The following is an 18,412-nucleotide window of genomic DNA, read 5'->3' as shown; positions in this document are numbered from 1 at the left end:
CGCCATAGCGTTGCCGGCATGGAAACCAACCCCGCCCACCGCCGCCGCGAGCGCCTCGCCGACCGGGCCGCGGCCTCCGGCCTGGCGCTGACCTCCGGGGGCCGCCGGTGGCACCGCCCGCTGGTCGTGCTCGGCATCGCGTGCGGCGTCGTCGCGCTCGCGTCGCTCGCCGCCATCCCCTTCGACGACCGCACCCTCATGGGGGAGAGCGTCTGGATCAAGGCCTTCAAGTTCGGGTTCTCGTTCTCCGCGTACTGCTTCAGTCTCGCGTGGCTGCTGGCGCACATGACGCGGCTGCGGCGCACCGGCTGGGTGCTCGGCACGCTCTTCGCGGTGATCAGCGCGGCCGAGGTCGGCGTCATCGTCGCGGCGGCCGCGGCGGGCACCTACAGCCACTTCAACACCTCCGAGGACGCGTTCAACCAGGTGGTGCAGCTGGCGTTCCAGTTCGTGCCGGTCATGTTCATGGTGAACGCCGCGATCGCGCTGATCGTGCTGTTCCAACGGGTCGGCGACCGGGCCGTCACGGCGGTGGTCCGCTGGGGCCTGCTGCTGTCGACGCTGGGGATGTTCGCGGCGTTCTTCATCGTGACCGTCGGCGGGCAGGGGCAGCGGACGCAGCTCGACGCCGAGGGGAACGAGGTGGCGCTCAACTCCGGCCACGGCGTGGGCGACCTCGACGGCAACGGCATGTTCCTGACCGGCTGGTCGACCACCGGCGGCGACATGCGCGTGCCGCACTTCATCGGGCTGCACGGCGTCCAGGTGCTCATCGGCGTCGCGATGCTCCTGAGCTTCCTGGCGGTCCGCCGCTCGTGGCTGCGCGAGGACCGGGTCCGGGCCGCGGTGGTCCGCTGGCTGTCGGTCGGCTACCTGGGCGTGTTCGCGGCGGCGGCGTGGCAGGCGGTGCGCGGGCAGTCGTTCGTGCACCCGGACGCGGTGAGCCTCGCGGCGTACGCGGTACCGGTGCTCGTGGCGGCGGCGGGGATCGCGGTGACGGTCCGCAGGGCCCGCGCCGCGGCCGTGCCGGAAGCGCGGGAGCTCGCGACCGCCGCGCTATAGCGCTTGCATACAGGCATTGCACCCGGGCCGGGACCGCCGTAGGCTGGTCCCGGCCCCGGACCCGTCCCGATGGAGGCAATGCTCATGGAACCCTTGCGCCCCAGGCGTCTCGCACCCGGCGACACGGTCGCGATCGCGGCCCCGTCCGGTCCGGCCCTGCCGCACCGGCACGACCGGCTCGACGCGACGGTCGCGATCCTGGAGGGCCTGGGCTTCAAGGTCCGGGTCACCGACCTGGTGCGCGGCGGCGGGCACCACTTCTGGCGCTCGGCCCCGCCGCAGGTGCAGGCCGCCGAGCTGAACGGACTCCTCGCCGACCCCGAGGTGCGGGCGATCATCCCGTTCTCGGGCGGCAACGCCACCTCGGCCTACCTCGACCGCATCGACTACGACGCGGTCCGCCGCGACCCGAAGATCCTCCTCGGGTTCAGCGACATCACCGCGCTGCACCTCGCCCTGCACTCGCAGACGGGCCTGGTGGGGATGCACGCCGACTTCGCGCCGGGACTCTCGGGCCTGTTCTGGGAGGACGCGACTCCCGAACGGCACGAGGAGATCCGGGCCCTGCTGCACGGCCTGCTCACCGGCGCGATCGGCGAGGTCTCGCTCCCGGCCTCGAACGAGTGGGAGACCTGGAAGCCCGGCAGGGCGACCGGGCGCCTGCTCGGGGGCCTGCTCGACCGGCTCATCAACGTCCAGGCCTCGCCGTACGCGCTCGCGCCCGAGGCCTGGGACGGCGCGGTGTTCTTCTGGGAGGACGTGGGCCGCAACCTCGGCCACGTCTGGAACCAGCTCCACGTGCTGCGCATGGAGGGCGTGTTCGACCGGATCGGCGCGATGGTCGTGGGCATCCCCGCCGAGATCTCCGACCGCGACCTCCCCGACGGGACCCTGGTCGGCGTCAAGGACGTCGTGCTCGACGTCCTTGGGGACTACGACTTCCCGGTCCTCGCCGGAGTCGACTTCGGACATACCGGTCCGAATCTGCCCATGCCGATCGGCGCGCTCGCCGCCGTCGACGCCTCGGCGCGCGAGCTGCGGCTGCTCGAATCGCCGGTCGCCTAGACGTTTTCTGCACGAACGGGTTGCCGACGCAATTCCGACCGCCCGATAGGTTGCTTTCTTGTGGACCTTCGGGCACGGTTGGTAGACATGAGGATCCGAACCGGAGGCCCCGCAGACGCCGATGAGATCGTGCAGGCCAAAAACGCCTCCTGGCGTGCCGCGTACGCCGGCATCGTCGCCGACGAGTACCTGGCCGGACTGCCCGAAGAGCCCGGCGACTCGTTCGTGCGCGGCCTGGCGAACCGCGGCGGGCACAAGTTGACGCTCGTGGCGGAGAAGGGCCCCAACGTGATCGGCTTCGCCACCGTCGGCTGGGACCGGCGCGAGTGCACCGAGGAGCAGGCCGGCCCCGGCGCCCCCGCCGAGGTGTGGGCGATCTACGTCCACCCCGACCACTGGGGACGCGGCGCGGGCTACGCGCTCATGCGCGAAGGCCACCGCTGGCTCGCCGAACGCGAGTACGGCCCCATCCGCGTGTGGGAACTGGCCGGGAACGCCGTCGGCCGCCGCTTCTACGAACGCTACGGCTTCGTCGAGGACGGCGAGCGGGCCGAACTCGAACTCGACGGGCGCTCCTACGACCTCGAACGCCTCAGCCTGCCCAAGGACCGCGCCGTGGAGGCCTTCGGCTGAGACCGACGCTGCTTCCCTGGGCCGGAACGGTTCCGGCCCAGGACCGCCGCGCTAGCGGACGACGTCGAAGACCTGCGACTGGATGCCGTTCGCGTGCGTCTCGTTCTCCACGAGCGAGAGGATCGTCGCGTCCTTGTCTGCGCCGGAGAACAGCCGCCGGCCCGCGCCGAGGAGCTTCGGGAACACCGTGAGGTGGTACCGGTCGACCAGTCCCGCGTCGGCCAGGCTCTGACCGAGCCTCGCCGAGCCGTGCACGATGATCGGATCGCCCTCGGTCTCCTTGAGCGCCGCGACGTCGTCGATCGAGCGCAGGATCGTCGCGGGCCACCGCTCGTCCTGCTCCCGCAACGTGGTCGACACGACGTACCGCGGCATCGCGTTGTACCCCGCGAACTCCTCGACCATGCCCGGCCACACCGGCGCGAACGCCTCGTACGAGACGCGGCCCATCAGCAGCGCGCCGGCCTCGTCCTGCTCGCGGGTCTTGAGCGCGTAGGCCTCCGGGAGGAACTCGATGTCCTTGAACGTCCATCCGGTGTTGCGGTACCCGGCCTCGCCGCCGGGGGCCTCCATGACGCCGTCGACGGAGACGAAGGCGGTGACGATGAGCTTGCGCATGAGGTCGGACCTTTCTGACGGGAACTTCGGCTTCTCACCCACTATGACGAAGGGGTGGGACAGGATTCATCGAACGCCTGAAGATCCCTTCAGGGAAGCCGCAGCCGCGCCACGACCGGCGCGTGGTCCGACCCGCTCTTGTCGAGCACCTTCCAGTCGAGGACCTCGATCCCCTCCTCGGCGAGCACGTGGTCGAGCGTCACGGCCGGGATCTTCACCAGCCCGTTCAGGTACCCCTCGGTCGGACGCCAGGTCGGCACCAGCCCCTCGCCCATGACCTCCGCGGCGTCCGCGTAGCCCGCGTCCAGCAGGCCGCGCATGTTGTCGTGGTCGAGCGTCGCGTTGAAGTCCCCCGCGAGCACCCACGGCGCGCCCCCGTCCGGGCGCATCATGTCCGCGAAGTCCTCCTCCCACAACGGGATGCGCTCGGCGCTGGCGGGCGCGGCGGTGTGCACGGCGCCGAACCGCATCGCCTCGCCGTCCAGGTCGACCTCGACCCCGATCTGATAGAAGATGCTGTTGCGCCCGACGGCCGCGATGCGCTCGACCGGATGCGTCGAGTACAGGCCGGTGCCCACGGCCAGCTCGTCGGGCTCCAGGACGCTGTACGGCATGAGCTCCTCCAGGCCGAGCTCGGCGAGCCCTTCGGCCGCACCGGGAGTGAGCTCCTGGACGCTGAGGAGGTCGGGCCGGTGCTCCTCGACGAGCTCGACGACCTTCCCCAGGTCGGTCTGGCCGACGTAGAGGTTCACCGACATGACGGTGAACTCAGGGCCCGAAGCGGCGGGCTGGTCCTCGGGCAGGACCCGCGGGGCGAGGACGACCGCGAGCGCGCACACCGCGGCGCCGGTGGCGACCGCCGCGGCCCAGTGGCGAAGGGCCGCCTGCACTCCCGCGCCGACGAGTGCCGCGACCGCGAAGTAGGGCACGAAGGCGACGGTGGTGACCAGGAGCCACCCGGTCTCCAGTCCGAAGAGCCGGATCAGGGTGTAGGCGAGGACGCCCGCGGTGCCGGTCCACGAGAGGATCCGCAGCCACCGCCGCCGGTACCAGGGGCGCCTCGGCGGCGCCTCGACCGTCTCGGGCTCCGGCGCTGCTTCGATGACTTCGCTCATGCCGCGGGAGTCTATGCCGCACCGTCCAGCGCGGGCGGCTCGATCCTCGCGGTCGGGAGGGGACGCGGGCCGGCTCAGGGATTTCGAAGCGCTCGTGGACGATGGGGCCATGGCGGAGCTTGAAGCGAAGATCGCGTGCGTCCGGGACCGGATCGCCGAACTGCCCGCGGGCGAGGTCCCGTACCGGTTGGGCGCGCCGGTCGCGCCGGAGTCGGCCGCGTCGCTGCCCGTCTCGCTCCGGGGCCTTTACGGGCTGTTCGACGGCTTGTCGGCCGATCAACTGGTGATCGGTTCGGCGGCCACCGTGTCCGTGGCCCTCGCGGGCCGGACCGCGGACGGCGACCTGTTCGACCCTGCTCCGGGAAAGCTCGAGTTCGGCGGTGTGCTCCGTGGCGCGGTCCTGTGCGTGGACGAGGCCGACGGGACGGTTCACCTGCTGCGGGAGGATCGGTACATGGCCGCGTTGGAGGCCTTCGAACCGCTCAGGACGACGCCGTTGGCCGCCGATCCGGTCGCCTTCGCCGACCGCTTCTTGTTCGGTGCGGAGTATGCGGCGCTCATCGAGGCCGCCGGCGGCTACCTGAGTCCCGGCGATCGCGTGCGGGACGGCTGGAGGCGGCTCCTCGAGGGGCTCGGGTTCGCGCAGTCCGTCGGCGGATCGCCGCGGTGACCGCTTTGCGGATCCGGCGGTGCTGCTGCGTGGGAACGCCTTCGGCGGGCGCCTGGCGGCGCCCGCCGAAGGTGTTCGTCAGCGGTGCGGCGTAACCGCTTGGCCCTCCACATCGGATACATCTGCGGCCCGTCAGGGAGCTGGAGCGGGTCGCGGCGTTCGAAGCCGTACTGGGCGTACCACGCCGTCAGCTCCTCGTTCGCCGCCTCCAGGTACCCGGCGGCGCCGAGTTTGTCGAGGCGGTCGACCCCCTGCTGGAGCAGCCGGGTGCCGATCCCGCGGGTCTGGCGGTCGGGGTCGACCGCGCAGAACGCCAGGTGCAGGTGGGGGCGCTCGGCGGGGTCGGGGTGGTGGCGCTCGAAGGCCTCGTCGAGGGCCTTGAAGTGCGGCAGGCGTTCGCCGCACAGCTCGGCGAGCCGCTCGTCGTAGAACGAGGGCGACGGGAAGTGGCCTCCGTTGAAGTCGAGCCAGACCGCTACGCCCACGAGGTTTCCGGAGAGGTCGACGGCGGCGTCGACGTGTCCGTGGCCGTCCAGGGCGGGGCCTACGAGCATCTCGAACTGGCCGGCGAGGACGCGCCTGCGCTCGTCCCGGTCGTCGGGGATGAGCCATTCGGCGACGGCGAGGTCCTTGAACGCGTCGGCGATCCGCGCGGCCACCGGGCCGCTCGGCCCGGCGTGGTCGGTCTCCAGGATCACCCCGTTCACGACCGGGCCCCTTCCTCGGCCTCCTCGTCGACCACGGCCTGGGGGCCGGCGCCGATGCGCCGGTACAGGTCGGGACGGCTGGAGCGCAGGACGAGGCCCCACACGATGCCCGCCGCCGCGACGACCGCGTACACGACGAGGACGGCGGTCGGCACCGGCGAGTCGGGTGCGACGCCGAGGAGGTCGGCGAAGGACACGACGGCCATGACGGTGACCGCGAGCAGCAGGAGCGTCGACAGCGCGGGCGCCCACCTGGTGCTCCAGGCCGATTCGCCGCGGCGGTCGGCGGCGAAGAACTTCACGACCGCCGCCGAGACGACGGTGATGAGCATGAGGATGCCGACGCCGCCGGCGGTGCCGAGGAGGAAGAACAGGTCGACCATCGGGTCGAGTCCGGCGATCGCGTAGACGGCGAGGACGAGGAGCGCGATGCCCGACTGGATGAGGGAGGCGTTGAACGGCGCGCCGGTCGCGGGCGAGGTGCGCCCGAGCGCGGGCGGCAGGACGTGCTCGCGTCCGAGTGCGAACGCGTAGCGCGACACGGTGTTGTGGAAGGAGATCGCGGCGGCCACGACGCTGGTCACCAGCAGCACTTCGGCGGCGGTCGCCAGCGGGGTGCCCATCTGCTCGGCGATGAGGCCGAAGAAGACGCCGGGGCCCTGTTCGGCCGCGGCGGCGACGATCGCGTCGGGTCCGACGGCGACGGTCATCGACCAGGAGGCGACGGTGTAGAGCACCGCGAGGATGACGATGGCGAGGACCGTCGCGATGCGCACGGTGCGCCGGGGGTTCTTGCTCTCCTCGGAGTACACCGTGGGCATCTCGACGCCGACCATGCCGAGGAACCCGAGCACGAGCACGGCGCCGGAGGCGGAGGTGACGAGGAGGCTCGGGTCGAGCGCGTCGAGGCTGTAGGTGCCGTCGAGCGGGTGCCCGAGGTTGGAGACGGAGAAGACGATGATGAGCGCCATCTCGACGCTCAGCAGCACGGCGAGGAACTTGCTGTTGAGGTCGACGGCCCTGGTGCCCAGGATGGACACGAGGAGCCACATGCCGAGGGCCGGGACCCACCACGGTGCGGCCCAGCCGGTCCAGGTCTCGATGAGCGGGACCGCGGAGGCGCCGACGAGGCCGTACAGGCCCAGCGACAGTGCGGCGTAGGCGACGAGCGCGACGAGTGCGGCGCTGACGCCGACCACCGGCGAGACGCCGCGGGCGGCGAAGGCGTAGAAGGCGCCCGCGTTGGAGATGTGGCGGGCCATCGTGGTGTAGCCGACGGAGAACAGGATGAGGACGGCGCCGATGGCGGCGAAGGCGACGGGGATGCCTATCTGGCCCGAGAGGGCCCAGCCGGTGACGGTGACGGCGGCGACGACGGTCAGGGGGGTGGCCGCCGTGAGCGCGAAGTGCAGGAGGCCCATGACTCCCAGGCGGTTGGCCGCCAGCTGGTCGGCGATGGAGCCGACGCGTGGTCGTTCGGTGATCGACACAGGGGTTCTCTTTCTTCGATAGGGATTTCGGGTGGGATTCAGGTCCGCTGTGTCATGGCGGCTTCGGCGACGAGCACGTCGAGGTGGTCGAGGATCTCCAGTACCGGGGGATCGAGCGCCTTGACCACCGCGTCCAGGCGCGAGCGCCCCTGGGCGGCATCGACGAAGCGGTCGCCGAGACCCATGCGCGACAGCAGCCCGAGCATGAACGCGTCGCGTCCATTGGGGAGGTCGAGGTCGAGGCGGTTGAGCCGCTGGCGGAGGCGCACGAACGGCCAGCCTGCGGCGGTGGGGTTGGAAGGGGTGTAGGCGACGCGGCGGCGCAGGGCGCCCTGGCGCTCGACGGTGACGATGGAGCGGGAGGCCATGCGCCCGACGACGCGCTGGAACAGGTCGCCGGTGCCGGCGCCGTGTTCGGCGAGGTAGCGCAGCCAGGTCTTGGCCGGCTGGGGGTCGTACTCGCCCTTGATCGCCTCCCAGACCTCGAGCATGAGCACGCCGGTCGGCGGCTGGGCCCGGTGGGAGAGGTGGAGGCGGCGGTCGACGAGGTCCACTTTGCCGAAGGCGACGAGCTGCCCGATGACGCACGCGGCCAGGCCGAGGCCGATGATGCGGGGGCGGACGGTGGGCCGCCAGCTGATCTGGTCGAGGCAGCACAGGACGAGCTCGTCGGAGAGCTCGAACTCGGAGGCGAGGCCGCCTTGGGTCTCTCTGCCGGCGGGTTGCCGGTACTGGGGCTCGCGGTGCGGTCGGGGGGCACCGCTGTCGTCGTCGCCCGTCGGGATGCCGTACGGGTTTGTTCGGGGTGGGTTCATTCGCTGTCGCAGCTCACATCGGGTCAGCAGTCGTCGGGCGGAGGAGCTTCGATATGAGATATGTGACTTAGGCCGCTATGATGGCCACATGCTGCCTTACCGGATGGGTCAAACCCGGTCTGCTGCGGTATTGCACGTTATTGCGTAGTGTGAACTCGTACGCACAGTTAACCGCTTCGATGACGACTTCGCAACCCCTGGATCGGGATTCTGCGATCGAGCGGTGACGCTTCGGGCCCGACAGAGGGCATGACAATGCACCTGAGCTGCGACGCTACCTCCCTCCGATAGAAAATGATCAATTCGGTCTCGTTCCGAAGTGCAGGATCGAAATCAGTGAGGACTGTTGACCGTCAAAGCCACTCGGCAAGCGCAAAGCCAAGGGCCCCAACGCATTCTTCGGTAACATCGCGGACCTGCGCCCTCAGTCCCGTTCGGCCGCCCCGGAGACGGGCCGCCAGCCCGCGGGCGGGTCCTCGCCGACGCGGCCGTCGACGGCCTCCCGCAGGAGGTCCGCGTGGCCGGTGTGGCGCCCGTACTCCTCCACGAGGTCGAACAGCAGCCGCCGCAGGTTCAGGTGCCGCCCGTCGGGGAACGCGAGGTGCACGCTCTGGTCGAGCCCGCCCTCGGCGAGGACCGCCCCGACCCGGGCGCGGCTGCGCTCGACCGCGCCGTCCCACAGCGCGTACAGCTCCTCGGGGGTGTGCCCGGTGGTGTCGAAGGTGAACGCCCAGTCCCCGAACGGGTCCCAGCCGAGGGAGTCCCACGGCTCGCCGGGCAGCACACCGCTCATCTTGGCGGTGAACATGAAGTCCTCGCAGGCGGCGAGGTGCTTGAGCAGGCCGCCGAGCGTGAGCTCGGATGCCCCGGTGCGCGCGGTCAGGCCCGCCGCGTCGAGGTCGTCGGCCTTCCAGCGGAAGGTCGCGCGGAGACGGTCGAGCGAGCCGAGCAGGTGCTCGGTCTCAGTGCCGGCGGCGGGCGGCTCCCACCAGAATGCTTCATCCATGGCACCACGGTAGAGACACGGACCGACATGCGCGCCGATTCGCCCGCAGTTCGGCCCCGGGAGGCAAGCGACGCGCCGTCCTTGCACTCGGACGGCGCGTCGGGCGGTCGGGGGGCGGGTCAGTCGGTGCGTCCCCACAGGGTGACGTCGAACGAGAACTGCTGCTCGCCCTCGTCGTCGCCTGCGGCGATGCCGGTCAGGATCAGTCGGGCCAGGGCGCCGTCGGTGGTGCGCACGCATGCGGCGGAACCGATCTTGACACCGTCTTCTTCCAATTTGGACACGTCGGCTTCAAGGACCCGTTCGTCCTCGGCCTCGTCGAGCTTCTTCGTGCAGTCCTGGTGCGAGAACAGGCCGGTCCCCTGCACCCAGACGCCTTCGGACTCCTTTCCTGCGAGCAGTCCGACTTGGACCGCCTCCAATGAGCCGTCGTAGCAGTTCCACCATGCGAGATCGGTCTCGTCGTCACTGGACGGATCGCCCTCGATGGACGGTTCGAGGGCGATCTCGCCCGCGGGGTCGTCGAGTTCGATCGACTCCCACCAGCACTGCATCTCACTGTCGCCGGTCATTGGACCGGTGGCGCCGAGAGTCAGCGGCTTGTCGGTGTAGACGATCTCCCATTCCGGTTCGTCGTCGGCCAGCCCGAAGAACTCGAATTGCCACGCCACCGCCCCGAGGGCGACGAACGCGGCCAGTGCGGTGCCGGAGGCGATTGCCCCGTTCTTGCTGCGGTCTTTCCTGTCTGGGCGTCTTTGCCCCGCCTGGTTCGCCATCGCATCACGGTAGCGAGGCGCCGCTGCACAGTGACAGCGCGGGTCGCATTTCGGCGGAATCCACACATCGAGAACGGTGATTGTCGTAAACCCGACACCTGCACCGCCGCAACATTCTAACGAGACAGAAGGCTTCCGAGCATGTCGATGAAATCCATTATGGAATTTGCGATGCAGACCTGATTCCAATGCCCGCACCCCAATCCATTCGATCCGTTCTGCCGCACTATGTCGCTTTCACACACCTCGTAAAGGTCGCGCCGGAGAGCTGTACCGGTTCAGCGGAAACGGGTGTCGCAGGCCGGTGCTAGCTTTCGGACATGAGCGCGACCAAACTGATCTCGACCACCCCCGGCAACTACTCCCTCCTACTCAACGCCGGGACGACCGCCGTCGACGAACTCGTCGAACAGCTCGGCCACGAACCCAACGGCTACTTCTGGGAGGGCGTCGCCCGCCGCCTCGTCGCCGACGGCGCCGCCGAACTCGAAGGCCGGTTCGCCTACGACCCCGAAGCCGGCATGTTCTGCGCCTACGGCACCGACCGCGCCGCCCTCGAAGCCCTCGGCAAGCTCCTCGACGCCATCGCCGCCGACGGCGACGAAATGCGGGCCCTCATCACCGCCGCCGACGCCGAAGGCTTCGACTTCGACGACTGAGACGGCCGATCGGGAATCCGGGTTGCCCCGCGCCCGGCATTCCCCTACCGTTCGGACCATGGTGAACCCCGAATCGGACACGCACGGGGCCTTCGGTCACACGCCGTCGGCCCCCTGGACGCAACCGGTCTGACCCCGGCGCAGGGCCGCCGACCGCGGTGACGAGACGACGCTTCCGTCCGTCCTCACCTCGGAGTCCTTTCGATGCCTCTTCCCGTCTACCTGCTCGCCGTGGCCGTCTTCGCCATGGGCACCTCAGAGTTCATGCTCGCCGGGCTCCTGCCCGACCTCGCGGCCGACATCGGCGTGTCCGTGGCCGCCGCGGGCCTGCTCACCGCCGCCTTCGCGGTCGGCATGACCGCGGGCGCCCCGCTCGCGGCCGCCCTCACCCGCACCTGGCCGCGCCGACCCGCGCTGCTGGCGTTCCTCGGGCTCTTCCTCGCCGCGCACGTCATCGGGGCGGCCACCGAGAACTTCGGGGTCCTGCTCGCGACGAGGGTCGCCGCCGCACTCGCGAACGCGGGCTTCCTCGCCGTCGCGCTCACGGCCGCCGCGGCCCTCGCCGGGCCCGACCGGCGCGGCCGCGCGCTCGCGATCCTGTTGTCGGGCACCACGATCGCCACGGTCGCGGGCGTCCCGGGCGGGGCGCTCCTGGGCGGCCTGCTCAGCTGGCGCGCGGTGTTCTGGGCGGTCGCGCTCCTGTGCGTCCCGGCCGCCCTCGGCCTCCTGCGGGGGCTGCCCGCCGCCGCGGAGGACCCTCCGGCGCTGCGCACGGAGCTGGGGCGGCTGCGTTCGCCGCGGCTGCTGCTCGCGATGGCCCTCGGCGCGCTCGTCAACGCCGGAACGTTCGCCACCTTCACCTTCATCGCGCCGCTCGTCACCCACGGCGCGGGGCTCGGTCCGACCTGGGTACCAGTCGCCTTGGTGCTCTTCGGCATCGGAGCGTTCCTCGGCGTCAACACCGCCGGGCGGCTCGCCGACCGCAGCCCCGGCCCGGTCATCGCCGCCGGCGGGCCCGCGCTGCTCCTCGGATGGTGCGCCCTGGCGCTGACGGCGGCGCACCCGGTCGCCGTCCTCACCCTCGCGTTCATTCTGGGCGCCTTGTCGTTCGGCGTCGGCGCCACCCTCATCGCACGCGTCCTCCACGAGTCGTCCGGCGCACCGACGATGGCGGGCGCCTACGCCACCTCTGCGCTCAACATCGGTGCCGTCGCGGGCCCGGTCGCGGCCGCTTTCGCGCTCGATGCGGGGCCGACCGGACCGGTGTGGACAAGCGCCGTCCTGGTCGCGGCGGCGCTGGCGCTGGTCCTGGCGTTCCGGCGGACCGCGCTGCCGCAGCGGTTAACGACCTGCGACGCTTTCACTTCCGGAGATCTGTTCTGGGTATGAGGCGTGGGAAGTGCGGGCCGCGGCAGCGGCGCAGTCAGGGTCCGTGGTTCGTCGATGACGACCTGTGGGCCAGGAGCGCGCCGCTCCCGCCGGCCCCCGAGCCGCCGGCCGGGACACCCGGTCGAGACGCCTTCGATGACCGGAAAGCCTTGCACGGCATCCTGTTCGTGCTCTACACCGGCATCCGACGGCAGCGGCCGCCGCAGGAACCCGGGATCGGGTGCGGCACGGCCCGGTCGCCGCGGCCGCCACCGTTGCCAGTGAAGGCCGCCCGGCCCGACCCGCGAACGTCAGTCTCGCCCCGCGACGGCACTACCCGACCGGCCACATTCCGGCCCCGCTCGACTCGACCGATCCGGTTCAGCCTGACTCGAGCCGATCCGGTTCGACTCGCTTCGGCTCAACACGACTCGACCCGATCCAGTTCGTCTCGGCACCTTCCGTTCACGGTGTCGTGCTCGCCGGGGACGAGGGCACCAGAGCGCCCGGAGCGGGTCTCACGGTCGGCGGCCTACGGGGAAGGCGACCTCAGGGGGAGGTCGGCTCAGCGCGCTCGAGCAGACCGTGCATCCTCATCCAGCTCACGAAGGAGTCGAACCAGTCGGTGCTGGTGGTCTCCTTCGGATACATACCGAACCCGTGCCCGCCCTGCTCGTAGAAGTGGAGCTCCACGGGCCGCCCGGCAGCGCGCCAGCTCTCGACGAGGGGGAACCCGCTCGGGTCCATCAGCCCATCGTCTGCGGCAAGCGCGATGAACAGCGGCGGCGCATCCTCGGGTACCTCGAACGCCGCGAGCGGACCGTACACATCGCCGATGAATGCCGGGTTCGCATCCTCACCGACGAGGGCGGTGGCGACGGTGAGCATGGCACCGGCGGAGAAGCCGACCATGCCGACGCGCTCGGGATCGATCGTCCACTCGGTCGCTCGGCTGCGCACGAGCGCGAACGCTGCGCGGGCGTCGGCGATCTGAACGTCCAGGGAGCGGAGCGCGGTGGCGGGGTCATGCCGGTGCGATGGGCGCGGTCCGGCCAGCATCGACCTGAGGGCCGCGGCGAAGTCGTCAAGACCCTCCGGGGTCGGCTTGAGCCGGTACTTCAGCACGAAGGCGGCGACGCCGCGGTCCGCGAGCGCGCGTGCGACGTCCCAGCCCTCGTTCTCCATGGACAGGGACATGAATCCTCCGCCCGGTGCCACGATCACGGCGGTGCCGGTGGCCTTGGCCGGATCCGGCAGGACAGGGGTGAGCGTGGCGGTGCTGACGTTGCGAGCGAACATGCTGCCGTACTCGCTGTGCCATGCCTCTGGTGCCGAAGCCTCCGGCGGCTGCCCGGTTCCGAGCTCGATCGCGTCGGGCTGGGCGGGGATCTCGATCGGCGTCATCCCGTGCTGCACGGGTGTCGCGGGTGCGTGGATGGGGGCCGAGGTCGTGGTCATATCGTCTCCGTTCGGGGGATGCGCTGAGAGACGTGAGGGGCTCGGCGCAGAGCATAGCCGATACGCGCCGGTGGCGACCAGGCTCTCGGTCGCCGACGGCTACGCGGCAAGCGAGGCGGCGACCGTGTCCGCAACGGTGCGGCTGAACGCCGGCACCTGATCTCTGTCGCCGCCGAGGATCATGAGCCAGAAGAAGATCGGGCCGATGAGCTGGGCGTGGACCTCGGCGGTGTCGGGCCTGCGGGCGAGGTCGCCGCGGGCGAGGGCGCGGTCGAGGACGGTGTCGATGACGAAGCGTTCGCGTTCGATGAAGGTGCCGGTGAAGCGGGCGCCCAGCGCCGAGTCGCCGTGGAGGTCGGCGAGGAGGCCGTGCAGGACGTCGGGGGCGGCGGTGCCGAGCTGGTCGGCGATCGTGGCGCAGACGGCGGCGAGGTCGCCGCGGAGGGAGCCGGAGTCGGGCGGGGGCGGCTCCTCCATGTCGTGCACGGTGGCCGCGAAGATCATCTCCTGCTTGGTGGCGAAGCGGCGGTAGATCGCGGCCTTGCCGACGCCGGCCCGGGCGGCCACGGCGTCGACGGTGAGTTTGGCGTAGCCGCGTTCGGCGAGGACTTCGCGTGTGGCCCTTGCGATGGCGTGATCGATCTGACCGTCCCTCGGGCGTCCCGCGGCTTGCTTCGGTTTCGGCATCTCCCTATGATAGGGAACCGTCAGTTCCGAAACCAACAGTTCCGTAATCATGAGGGAGCATGCCATGATCGCTTGGGCCGGACGCATCTTCACCGTCCTCGGGGCCGCGCACCTCCTGCTCGGCCTCGCGCTGCTCGCGCCGAGCCACGCCCGCACCTGGTTCACCGGCGGCCTGTGGATGCCCGAGGGCACCCTCGCGCAGATGGGGCCCGCCTCCGGCGCGTTCTGGATGACCTTCGGCAGCTTCGGCGCCCCGCTCCTGGTCCTCGGCCTGACCGTGCTGTGGCTGCGCCGCAAGGGCATCACGCCGCCTGCGTTCATCGGCTGGACGGTCGGCGCCTGGTCGGTCGCCGCCGGGCTCGTCTTCGAGCCGGCGCCGTGGATCGCGGTCACCGTCGCCGCGGGTCTGCTCGTCGCGGGCACGCGTCGCGCCGCTCGAACGCCTTCCCCTGCGCCGCAGTAGACCACGAGCCGCCTGCGGCCGCGATGAATGCGAGGCGCCCGCCTCGTCTACACCGACAGCACCCCGATCACCGCCCGGCAGGGCACCGCCGCAAGGAGCACCCCATGACCACCGCACCCGTTACGTCCCCCGATGTCACCGTCCGCAATGCTTCGATCACTCGACTGCTGGCGGCGGGCGCCGTCGCCGGGCCGCTGTTCGTCACCGCCACGCTCGTCCAGGCCGCGACCCGCGAGGGCTTCGACCCGGTCGTGCACCCGCTGAGCATGTTGAGCCTCAGCGAACTCGGATGGATCCACATCGCCAACTTCGTCATCGCGGGGCTGCTCGCGCTCGCCGGGGCCTTCGGGCTGCGGGCCGCGCTCACCGAGGGCCCGGGTCGCGTGTGGGGTCCGAGGCTGTTCGCCGTCTACGGGTTCGCCCTGGTCTGGGCGGGCGTCTTCACCGCCGACCCGGCGTTCGGCTACCCGATCGGGACGCCCGAGGGCGCCCCGGCCGAGCTGAGCTGGCACGGCGTCCTGCACTCGTTCGCGCCTGCCGGTGCGAGCCTGTCGCTGGTGGTCGCCTGCATCGTGTTCGCGCGCAGGTACGCCCGCGAGGGACGCGGCCTCTGGGCGGGCGTGTGCGTCGCCGCGGCCGTCCTCGACCTGGGCCTGACCGGCGCCTCGTTCGCCCTGGCCGACTACCGGTTCATGTTCGCCGGAGGCGCGGTCATCTGGGTGTGGGCCGCGGCGGTCTGCTTCGATGCGCTGCGCCGCAACCGGTAACGGAAATGGGACCCCGGCATCCGCCGGGGTCCTTTCGCGTCCTCAGGCCTCGGGGTAGTCGGCGTACTTGCCGGGGTTGAGTCCGTAGGCCACGAGCGCGTTCGCGTGGCCGTGGCCGAGCCCGTGCTCGGCCTTGAGCCAGTCGACCTGGGCCTTGTGGCCTTCGAGGCCGCTCGATTCCAGGTCGGCCAGCCAGTCGGCGATCGGGCGGCCGTACTGCCGCTCGATCGACGGGAAGTACGACGTGGGTCCCTTGGGCTTGTCGGCCATGGCGGTCTCCTCCTGGTGCGCGGGTGGCGGTTGCGGCGCCATCGTACGCGCGGGGTCCGTCAGAGGCGGTCGGCCAGGGAGACGACCTCGATGTTCATCGAGGAGTTCGCGGGGAAGTCGATCCGGGACGGGGCGACGCCCGCGGCGACGAGGTGCGAGCCGAGGGCGGCGACCATCGCGCCGTTGTCGGTGCACAACTTCGGCCTCGGGTAGCGCAGGGTGATGCCGGCCTGTTCGGCGCGCTCGGTCGCCAGCGCGCGCAGGCGCGAGTTCGCCGCGACGCCGCCGCCGAGGAGGATCGTGTCGACGCCGTGCTCCTTCGCGGCGAGGATGGCCTTGCCGGTCAGGACGTCGCAGACGGCTTCTTGGAAGGCGGCGGCGACGTCGTCGACGGGGACGTCCTCGCCGTCGGCGCGGCGGGTCTCGATCCAGCGGGCGACGGCGGTCTTGAGTCCGGAGAAGGAGAAGTCGTAGCGGTGGCGTTCCATGTCCTTGGCGGCGGTGAGGCCGCGGGGGAATCGCACGTACGCGCGGTCGCCGTTCTGGGCGGCGCGGTCGATGTAGGGGCCGCCGGGGAAGGGCAGGCCGAGGAGGCGCGCGACCTTGTCGAAGGCCTCGCCTGCGGCGTCGTCGATGCTGGCGCCGAGTTGGGTGACCTTTCCGGCGAGGTCTTCGACGAGCATGATCGAGGAGTGGCCGCCGGAGACGAGGAGGCCGATCGCGGGTTCGGGGATGGGGCCGTTCTCGAGGGTGTCGACGGCGATGTGGGCGCTGAGGTGGTTGACGCCGTAGAGCGGGACGCCGGTGGCGATGGAGTAGGCCTTGGCGGCGCCGACGCCGACCATGAGGGCCCCGGCGAGGCCGGGTCCGGCGGTGACGGCGATGCCGTCGAGGTCGGCGAGGGTGAGGCCGGCGTCGTCGAGGGCGCGCTGCACGGTGGGCACCATGGCCTCCAGGTGGGCGCGGCTGGCGACCTCGGGGACGACGCCGCCGAAGCGGGCGTGCTCCTCCACCGAGGAGGCCACGGCGTCGGCCAGGAGTTCGGTGCCGCGCACGATGCCGACCCCGGTCTCGTCGCAGGAGGTCTCGATGCCCATCACCACGGGTTCGCTCTTCACAGGTCCATCCTCATGACGGCGGCGTCGGTGCCGGTGTGCTGGTAGTAGTTCTTGCGCACGCCGATGCCGTAGAAGCCGTAGGCGTCGTAGAGTCGCTGCGCGGGGACGTTGTCGACGGCGACCTCCAGGTAGACGGCTTTCGCGCCGGCCGCGCGGGCGCGGGCGAGGGCGTCGTCCATGAGCATGCGCGCGACGCCTCTGCGACGGTACGCGGCGGCGACGGCGATGTTGTTGATCCAGGCCTCGGTGTCGCTGAGGGCGGTGCCGGCGTACCCGGCGATCGGCGCGTCGGCGGCGCCGCGGTCAAGGACGGCGCGGTAGTCGTTCCCCGCTGACAGTTCGGTCCACAGCAGGCCTTCGCTCCAGGCCTCGGGCCCGAAGATCGCCAGTTCCATCTCGGCGACCTCGGGCAGGTGCCACCAGCGCAGCCGTTCGATCCGCAAGTGCTCGTTCATCGCCTCAAGCTGTACCACGCCGGGGGCGGGTCGCTAGCGCGGCGGGCCGGGCGCGGGCTGCGCGTCGGGGCGGCGCAGGTACAGCGGCGTCAGCTGTTCGCTCGGGGCGCCGGCGAGGAGGCGCGGGGCGGCGAGTTCGACGAGTTTGACGAGGTCGGGGTAGACGGGCGCGGTCTCGGCGGGCACCTTGAGTTGGTCGGCGTACAGGCTGGCGCCTTCGCCGATGGCGTAGTCGGCGCCGGTCTCGGGCAGGTCGGAGGGCTTGCAGACCTGCGGTTCGCCCTCGCGCGCGCCGTCTTCGTAGAGGGCCCAGTAGACCTCTTTGCGGCGGGCGTCGGTGGCGACGAGGGCCCGGCCGCGCGTGTTGGCGCCGATGCCGTCGAGGGAGCAGACGCCGTAGACGGGGATGCCGGCGCCGTCGGCGAAGGCGGCGGCGGTGACCATGCCGACGCGCAGGCCGGTGAAGGGGCCGGGGCCGATCCCGGCGACGACGGCGTCGACGTCGGCGGCGGTGCGCCCGGCCTCGGCGAGGCACGCCTCGATGAACGGGGCGAGCTTCTCGACGTGCCCGCGGCCGTCGATCTCGCGGCGGAACGCGGTGAGGAACAGGTCGTCGCCGTCGAGGCCGTCGCCGTTCCCGTCGAGGTCGACGAGGGCGGCCTGGACGGCGCTGGTGGCGGTGTCGATCGCGAGGACCCTCATGCGGCCGCGCCGACCGGGAGGCCGAGGGCGGCGAGGCGTTCGGCCCAGTCGCCGCCGCGCGCGTGGAGAACGGCCTCGCGGGTCTCGTCCTCACCGGTGGCGCCGGTGCGGCGGTCCACGGCGATCTCCAGGTGGGACTCGGCGAGGCGCTCGGCCAGGCCCGCGCCCCATTCGACGACGGTCACGGCGGCGTCGACGTCGGTGTCCAGGTCGAGGTCGTCGAGTTCGTCGAGGTGCTCCAGGCGGTAGGCGTCGACGTGGACGAGCGGCACGCCCGCCTCGCCGGCGCGGTGCGAGCGGGCGATGACGAAGGTGGGGCTGGTGATGCGGCCCTCGACGCCGAGGCCGGCGCCGATGCCCTGGGTGAGGGCGGTCTTCCCGGCGCCGAGCGGGCCGGTGAGGATCACCAGGTCGCCCGCGCGCAGCAGCGCGGCCAGGCGCAGCCCGAACTCGTGGGTGTCTGCGGCCGTAGGAAGCTGAAGCCTCACGTTGCACTCCTCCGAGAGCG

22 protein-coding genes are annotated in these 18,412 nt (G+C 71.4%); 8 read left to right on the top strand and 14 right to left on the bottom strand.

Annotated elements, in window-relative coordinates:
- Positions 1-18 precede the first annotated feature (18 nt).
- The 3 genes from E9998_RS17520 (at position 19) to E9998_RS17510 (ending at position 2,760) form a co-directional block, all read left to right on the top strand.
- On the top strand, positions 19-1,062 hold the full coding sequence (locus E9998_RS17520) for a hypothetical protein (RefSeq protein WP_136530981.1): 1,044 nt from the start codon (positions 19-21) through the stop codon (positions 1,060-1,062).
- Positions 1,063-1,146: 84 nt separating this feature from the next.
- Complete coding sequence (locus tag E9998_RS17515) at positions 1,147-2,127, top strand: S66 peptidase family protein (RefSeq protein ID WP_204745510.1); 981 nt, start codon at positions 1,147-1,149, stop codon at positions 2,125-2,127.
- An 87-nt stretch (positions 2,128-2,214) separates the two neighbouring features.
- A complete protein-coding gene (locus tag E9998_RS17510; protein ID WP_136530979.1) occupies positions 2,215-2,760 on the top strand; it encodes a GNAT family N-acetyltransferase in 546 nt (181 codons plus the stop codon).
- A 51-nt stretch (positions 2,761-2,811) separates the two neighbouring features.
- Here the strand turns inward: E9998_RS17510 and E9998_RS17505 are convergent, their stop codons facing one another.
- Together E9998_RS17505 and E9998_RS17500 are read right to left on the bottom strand one after the other, a co-directional pair.
- Complete coding sequence (locus tag E9998_RS17505) at positions 2,812-3,378, bottom strand: dihydrofolate reductase family protein (protein WP_136530978.1); 567 nt, start codon at positions 3,376-3,378, stop codon at positions 2,812-2,814.
- Positions 3,379-3,467: 89 nt separating this feature from the next.
- Entirely contained in the window at positions 3,468-4,493 is a 1,026-nt protein-coding gene (locus E9998_RS17500; RefSeq protein WP_136530977.1) for an endonuclease/exonuclease/phosphatase family protein, read from the bottom strand.
- Between the two features lie 109 nt (positions 4,494-4,602).
- Between E9998_RS17500 and E9998_RS17495 the strand changes: the two genes are divergently transcribed.
- A complete protein-coding gene (locus E9998_RS17495) occupies positions 4,603-5,163 on the top strand; it encodes a hypothetical protein (protein WP_136530976.1) in 561 nt (186 codons plus the stop codon).
- On the opposite strand, the gene E9998_RS17490 is transcribed toward E9998_RS17495, so the two are convergent.
- The 5 genes from E9998_RS17490 to E9998_RS17470 form a co-directional block, all read right to left on the bottom strand.
- Positions 5,070-5,870 carry a GNAT family N-acetyltransferase gene (locus tag E9998_RS17490; RefSeq protein ID WP_158299856.1) on the bottom strand — a complete coding sequence of 267 codons (801 nt, stop codon included), beginning with the start codon at positions 5,868-5,870 and terminating at the stop codon, positions 5,070-5,072. The genes E9998_RS17495 and E9998_RS17490 overlap by 94 nt on opposite strands.
- A complete protein-coding gene (locus E9998_RS17485; RefSeq protein ID WP_136530974.1) occupies positions 5,867-7,360 on the bottom strand; it encodes an APC family permease in 1,494 nt (497 codons plus the stop codon). The genes E9998_RS17490 and E9998_RS17485 overlap by 4 nt, the downstream gene beginning before the upstream one ends.
- 38 nt (positions 7,361-7,398) lie before the next feature.
- Positions 7,399-8,175, bottom strand: coding sequence for a GOLPH3/VPS74 family protein (locus tag E9998_RS17480; RefSeq protein WP_136530973.1), 777 nt, complete (start codon positions 8,173-8,175; stop codon positions 7,399-7,401).
- Positions 8,176-8,599: 424 nt separating this feature from the next.
- On the bottom strand, positions 8,600-9,181 hold the full coding sequence (locus E9998_RS17475; RefSeq protein WP_136530972.1) for a mycothiol transferase: 582 nt from the start codon (positions 9,179-9,181) through the stop codon (positions 8,600-8,602).
- Between the two features lie 119 nt (positions 9,182-9,300).
- Positions 9,301-9,957, bottom strand: coding sequence for a hypothetical protein (locus E9998_RS17470; RefSeq protein WP_136530971.1), 657 nt, complete (start codon positions 9,955-9,957; stop codon positions 9,301-9,303).
- Between the two features lie 320 nt (positions 9,958-10,277).
- Between E9998_RS17470 and E9998_RS17465 the strand changes: the two genes are divergently transcribed.
- The gene (locus tag E9998_RS17465; RefSeq protein ID WP_136530970.1) at positions 10,278-10,616 is read left to right on the top strand and encodes an Imm51 family immunity protein; all 339 of its coding nucleotides are present in this window, start codon (positions 10,278-10,280) and stop codon (positions 10,614-10,616) included.
- 204 nt (positions 10,617-10,820) lie between these two features.
- Positions 10,821-12,005, top strand: coding sequence for a Cmx/CmrA family chloramphenicol efflux MFS transporter (locus tag E9998_RS17460; protein WP_136530969.1), 1,185 nt, complete (start codon positions 10,821-10,823; stop codon positions 12,003-12,005).
- A gap of 528 nt (positions 12,006-12,533) precedes the next feature.
- On the opposite strand, the gene E9998_RS17450 is transcribed toward E9998_RS17460, so the two are convergent.
- A complete protein-coding gene (locus E9998_RS17450; RefSeq protein ID WP_136530968.1) occupies positions 12,534-13,442 on the bottom strand; it encodes an alpha/beta hydrolase in 909 nt (302 codons plus the stop codon).
- A 99-nt stretch (positions 13,443-13,541) separates the two neighbouring features.
- Positions 13,542-14,129, bottom strand: coding sequence for a TetR/AcrR family transcriptional regulator (locus E9998_RS17445; protein WP_158299855.1), 588 nt, complete (start codon positions 14,127-14,129; stop codon positions 13,542-13,544).
- A 64-nt stretch (positions 14,130-14,193) separates the two neighbouring features.
- On the opposite strand from E9998_RS17445, the gene E9998_RS17440 reads away from it, so the two are divergent.
- Together E9998_RS17440 and E9998_RS17435 are read left to right on the top strand one after the other, a co-directional pair.
- Complete coding sequence (locus E9998_RS17440) at positions 14,194-14,592, top strand: DUF6463 family protein (protein ID WP_136530966.1); 399 nt, start codon at positions 14,194-14,196, stop codon at positions 14,590-14,592.
- A 104-nt stretch (positions 14,593-14,696) separates the two neighbouring features.
- Positions 14,697-15,359 carry a DUF998 domain-containing protein gene (locus tag E9998_RS17435; protein ID WP_136530965.1) on the top strand — a complete coding sequence of 221 codons (663 nt, stop codon included), beginning with the start codon at positions 14,697-14,699 and terminating at the stop codon, positions 15,357-15,359.
- 42 nt (positions 15,360-15,401) lie between these two features.
- Here E9998_RS17435 and E9998_RS17430 read toward each other — a convergent pair whose 3' ends face one another.
- The 5 genes from E9998_RS17430 to tsaE are packed head-to-tail and all read right to left on the bottom strand — an operon-like array spanning position 15,402 to position 18,392.
- Positions 15,402-15,629 (bottom strand): DUF4287 domain-containing protein, encoded by a 228-nt coding sequence (locus E9998_RS17430; protein WP_136530964.1) that lies wholly within the window; start codon positions 15,627-15,629, stop codon positions 15,402-15,404.
- A 59-nt stretch (positions 15,630-15,688) separates the two neighbouring features.
- Positions 15,689-16,747: a tRNA (adenosine(37)-N6)-threonylcarbamoyltransferase complex transferase subunit TsaD gene (tsaD, locus tag E9998_RS17425; RefSeq protein ID WP_136530963.1), complete on the bottom strand. Its 1,059-nt coding sequence runs from the start codon at positions 16,745-16,747 to the stop codon at positions 15,689-15,691.
- Positions 16,744-17,202 carry a ribosomal protein S18-alanine N-acetyltransferase gene (gene rimI, locus E9998_RS17420; protein ID WP_136530962.1) on the bottom strand — a complete coding sequence of 153 codons (459 nt, stop codon included), beginning with the start codon at positions 17,200-17,202 and terminating at the stop codon, positions 16,744-16,746. The genes tsaD and rimI overlap by 4 nt, the downstream gene beginning before the upstream one ends.
- Before the next feature lie 33 nt (positions 17,203-17,235).
- Entirely contained in the window at positions 17,236-17,904 is a 669-nt protein-coding gene (gene tsaB / locus E9998_RS17415; RefSeq protein WP_136530961.1) for a tRNA (adenosine(37)-N6)-threonylcarbamoyltransferase complex dimerization subunit type 1 TsaB, read from the bottom strand.
- Positions 17,901-18,392, bottom strand: coding sequence for a tRNA (adenosine(37)-N6)-threonylcarbamoyltransferase complex ATPase subunit type 1 TsaE (tsaE, locus tag E9998_RS17410; protein ID WP_136530960.1), 492 nt, complete (start codon positions 18,390-18,392; stop codon positions 17,901-17,903). The genes tsaB and tsaE overlap by 4 nt, the downstream gene beginning before the upstream one ends.
- Positions 18,393-18,412 lie beyond the last annotated feature (20 nt).

Origin of the sequence: Glycomyces paridis (assembly GCF_004912155.1) — a bacterium.
GTDB classification, from domain to species: domain Bacteria; phylum Actinomycetota; class Actinomycetes; order Mycobacteriales; family Micromonosporaceae; genus Glycomyces; species Glycomyces paridis.
The sequence above is the reverse complement of the archived record's forward strand: the minus strand, read 5'-3'. Positions and strand labels throughout refer to the sequence as shown.

Bases quoted from the DNA above. Each gene is read 5' to 3' on its own strand.
- E9998_RS17500 (WP_136530977.1), bottom strand. From the start codon at position 4,493: ATGAGCGAAGTCATCGAAGCAGCGCCGGAGCCCGAGACGGTCGAGGCG.
- E9998_RS17480 (WP_136530973.1), bottom strand. From the start codon at position 8,175: ATGAACCCACCCCGAACAAACCCGTACGGCATCCCGACGGGCGACGAC.
- E9998_RS17470 (WP_136530971.1), bottom strand. From the start codon at position 9,957: ATGGCGAACCAGGCGGGGCAAAGACGCCCAGACAGGAAAGACCGCAGC.
- E9998_RS17520 (WP_136530981.1), top strand. From the start codon at position 19: ATGGAAACCAACCCCGCCCACCGCCGCCGCGAGCGCCTCGCCGACCGG.
- E9998_RS17475 (WP_136530972.1), bottom strand. From the start codon at position 9,181: ATGGATGAAGCATTCTGGTGGGAGCCGCCCGCCGCCGGCACTGAGACC.
- E9998_RS17450 (WP_136530968.1), bottom strand. From the start codon at position 13,442: ATGACCACGACCTCGGCCCCCATCCACGCACCCGCGACACCCGTGCAG.
- E9998_RS17495 (WP_136530976.1), top strand. From the start codon at position 4,603: ATGGCGGAGCTTGAAGCGAAGATCGCGTGCGTCCGGGACCGGATCGCC.
- E9998_RS17440 (WP_136530966.1), top strand. From the start codon at position 14,194: ATGATCGCTTGGGCCGGACGCATCTTCACCGTCCTCGGGGCCGCGCAC.
- E9998_RS17445 (WP_158299855.1), bottom strand. From the start codon at position 14,129: ATGCCGAAACCGAAGCAAGCCGCGGGACGCCCGAGGGACGGTCAGATC.
- E9998_RS17430 (WP_136530964.1), bottom strand. From the start codon at position 15,629: ATGGCCGACAAGCCCAAGGGACCCACGTCGTACTTCCCGTCGATCGAG.
- E9998_RS17510 (WP_136530979.1), top strand. From the start codon at position 2,215: ATGAGGATCCGAACCGGAGGCCCCGCAGACGCCGATGAGATCGTGCAG.
- tsaB (WP_136530961.1), bottom strand. From the start codon at position 17,904: ATGAGGGTCCTCGCGATCGACACCGCCACCAGCGCCGTCCAGGCCGCC.
- E9998_RS17465 (WP_136530970.1), top strand. From the start codon at position 10,278: ATGAGCGCGACCAAACTGATCTCGACCACCCCCGGCAACTACTCCCTC.
- E9998_RS17505 (WP_136530978.1), bottom strand. From the start codon at position 3,378: ATGCGCAAGCTCATCGTCACCGCCTTCGTCTCCGTCGACGGCGTCATG.
- E9998_RS17515 (WP_204745510.1), top strand. From the start codon at position 1,147: ATGGAACCCTTGCGCCCCAGGCGTCTCGCACCCGGCGACACGGTCGCG.
- rimI (WP_136530962.1), bottom strand. From the start codon at position 17,202: ATGAACGAGCACTTGCGGATCGAACGGCTGCGCTGGTGGCACCTGCCC.
- E9998_RS17435 (WP_136530965.1), top strand. From the start codon at position 14,697: ATGACCACCGCACCCGTTACGTCCCCCGATGTCACCGTCCGCAATGCT.
- E9998_RS17460 (WP_136530969.1), top strand. From the start codon at position 10,821: ATGCCTCTTCCCGTCTACCTGCTCGCCGTGGCCGTCTTCGCCATGGGC.